Annotated in this window: 4 protein-coding genes; all 4 read left to right on the forward strand. The window is 62.5% G+C overall.

Annotation, left to right across the window (positions count from 1 at the left end; all coding sequences use genetic code 11):
- A partial coding sequence (locus HX846_RS20705; RefSeq protein WP_178966005.1) for an amidohydrolase family protein occupies positions 1-308 on the forward strand: 308 nt, incomplete at its 5' end.
- Between the two features lie 11 nt (positions 309-319).
- Entirely contained in the window at positions 320-1,120 is an 801-nt protein-coding gene (hutG, locus tag HX846_RS20710) for an N-formylglutamate deformylase (RefSeq protein ID WP_087692905.1), read from the forward strand.
- Positions 1,121-1,379: 259 nt separating this feature from the next.
- Positions 1,380-2,327, forward strand: coding sequence for a choline ABC transporter substrate-binding protein (locus HX846_RS20715; RefSeq protein ID WP_178966006.1), 948 nt, complete (start codon positions 1,380-1,382; stop codon positions 2,325-2,327).
- Between the two features lie 154 nt (positions 2,328-2,481).
- Positions 2,482-2,977, forward strand: a 496-nt coding sequence (locus tag HX846_RS20720; RefSeq protein WP_178966007.1) for an alpha/beta hydrolase fold domain-containing protein, incomplete at its 3' end; no start/stop codon positions are given.

Below are 2,977 nucleotides of genomic sequence, written 5' to 3' on the forward strand. Positions count from 1 at the left end.
GCAAGCACGGCGTGAAGATCGCGATCGCCAGCGACCTCAACCCGGGCACCTCGCCGGCGTTGTCGGTGCGCTTGATGCTGAACATGGCCTGCACCCTGTTCCGCATGACCCCGGAAGAAGCCCTGGCCGGCGCCACGCAACACGCGGCCACCGCCCTGGGCCTGGGCAACAGCCATGGCTCGCTGGAAGTGGGCAAGGTCGCGGATTTTGTCGCCTGGCAGATTGATCGTCCCGCCGACCTGGCCTACTGGCTGGGTGGCGAGCTGGATAAACGCGTCGTGCGCCACGGCGTCGAAGTCACCGTTTAAGGAGTACCGCTGTGGATAAGGTTCTGAACTTCAAACAAGGCCGTGTGCCGCTGCTGATCAGCATGCCCCACGCGGGCCTGCGCCTGACGCCGGCGGTGCAAGCCGGGCTGATCCCCGAGGCGCAAAGCCTGCCGGACACCGACTGGCACATTCCCACGCTGTATGACTTCGCCGAAGCGCTGGGCGCCAGCACCCTGGCGGCGGAGTATTCGCGCTTTGTCATCGACCTGAACCGGCCTTCAGACGACAAGCCGCTGTACGTTGGCGCAACCACCGGCCTGTACCCGGCGACGCTGTTTGACGGTGTGCCGCTGTTCCGCGAAGGCCTGGAACCGTCCAAGGCCGAGCGCGCCACGTACCTGGAGCAGGTGTGGACGCCGTATCACCGCACCCTGCAAAACGAACTGGCCCGGCTCAAGGCCGAGTTCGGTTATGCGCTGCTGTTTGATGCGCACTCGATCCGCTCGGTGATCCCGCACCTGTTCGAAGGCAAGCTGCCGGACTTCAACCTCGGCACCTTCAACGGCGCGGCCTGCGATCCGCAGCTGGCCAGCGAACTGGAAGCCATCTGTGCCGGCCACCCGCAGTACAGCCATGTGCTCAACGGGCGCTTCAAGGGCGGGCACATCACCCGTCACTACGGCAACCCGGCCGAGAACATCCACGCCGTGCAGCTGGAGTTGGGGCAGTGCACCTACATGGAAGAGTTTGAGCCCTTCCGTTATCGCGCCGACCTGGCCGAGCCGACGCGGGTGGTGTTGAAGGAACTGCTGGAAGGGTTCCTGGCGTGGGGCAAGCGGCATTACTCCTGAGTGGCGTCGCTGCTGAGATAGCCTTCGCGAGCAAGCCCGCTCCCACATTCGACCGTGTTTCTTCAGGAGGAACACGGTCGAATGTGGGAGCGGGCTTGCTCGCGAAGAGGCCCTCAACAGCAACACACCTCCCAAGTCGTCTGTGTGCAAATCCCTGTCGCCACAGTTCGCTTTGATCAAGGTCTCGCTGGGTAAGGTGTTGGGCACGGCGCGTCAGACGCCACTCCCACAATAAAAACTGCCGAGTGAGACCGCATCGATGAAAAGACTGTTCAACCGTTGTCTGTTGATTCTCACCGGCGCCGCACTCTTGAGCGCCAACGCGATGGCTGCCGACCCGGCCTCGTGCAAGGTCGTGCGCATGGGCGTGGTCAGCTGGACCGACGTGATCGCCACCAGCGGCATGGCCGACGTGCTGCTCAATGGCCTGGGCTATGACAGCAAGCAAACCAGCGCCGTGCAGCAGATCATCTTTGCCGGCATCCGCGACAAGCGCCTGGATATATTCCTCGGCTACTGGAAACCGGCGATGGACAACAACATCGCGCCATTCCTCGCGGCCAAGCAGGTCAAGGTGTTCGACAGGCCGAGCCTGTCCGACGCCCAAGCGACGCTGGCGGTGCCGCAGTACGTTGCCGACGCCGGCTTGAAAACCTTTGCCGACATTGCCCGCTTCAAGGACAAACTGGGCGGCAAGATCTATGGCATCGAGCCGGGCAGCGGTGCCAATACCGATATCCAGAAAATGATCGACAGCAACCGCTTTGGCCTCGGCGGCTTCAAGCTGGTGGCGTCCGGCGAGGCAGGCATGCTGGCGGCGGTGCAGCGGGCAGTGAATCGCAAGGAGTTCGTGGTGTTTGTCGGCTGGACCCCACACCCGATGAACATCAACATGAAAATGGCGTACCTGACCGGCAGTGAAGATGTGTTCGGTGCCAACGAAGGCATGGCCACGGTCTCCACGGTGACGGCGCCGGATTACGCCGAACGTTGCCCCAACGTGACACGCCTGCTGGAAAACCTGACCTACACCGCGGCCCAGGAAAGCCAGTTGATGGTGCCGATCATGGACCGCAAGACGCCGCAGGAGGTGGCCAAACAATGGTTGCGCGACAACCCCGAGGATTTGCAGCGCTGGCTGGCGGGTGTAACGACCCTGGATGGCAAGGACGGCGTGGCGGCGGTGCAGGCCAGCCTCAAGCCCTGAGCAAATGAAGATCAAAATGTGGGAGCGGGCTTGCTCGCGAATGCGGTGGGTCAGCCACACAAGTATTGACTGATAGACCGCATTCGCGAGCAAGCCCGCTCCCACATTGCATTCGTGGCGGCTGTTAAATCCTTATCTTCAGGACGATCCTTCGATGTCCCATTACCCGATTTCCGCGCAGATGTGCACATTCGTCGAAAAAACCGAATCCTTCACCAGCGACGACACATCGCTGGCCGGATTGCGCCGAGGCTATGACCGCATGTGCCAGGCGTTCACCCCGGCGCGGCCCGAAGGGTTACAGGTGTCAGACGTTTCCCTGGGTGACGTGGGCGTACGCATTTATCAACCGGCGACGCCAATCCCTGATGGCGGCTGGCCATGCATCCTTTATATGCACGGTGGCGGCTGGGTGGTCGGCGGCCTGGATTCCCATGACTTCATGTGTGCTGAACTGGCCGACTCACTGCAAGTGCTGGTAATCGCCATCGATTACCGCCTGGCACCCGAACACCCGTTTCCGGCCGCCTTTGAGGATTGCCGTGCGGTCTGGCAGGCGATCCAGGTGGGCGAAGCGCCCCAGCCGATCAACCTTCAGCGTCTGGTGGTGGCTGGTGACAGCGCCGGCGGTAACCTGGCGGCGGCCCTGT

This window comes from Pseudomonas sp. K5002 (assembly GCF_013386655.1).
GTDB lineage: Bacteria > Pseudomonadota > Gammaproteobacteria > Pseudomonadales > Pseudomonadaceae > Aquipseudomonas.

Bases quoted from the DNA above. Each gene is read 5' to 3' on its own strand.
- HX846_RS20715 (WP_178966006.1), top strand. From the start codon at position 1,380: ATGAAAAGACTGTTCAACCGTTGTCTGTTGATTCTCACCGGCGCCGCA.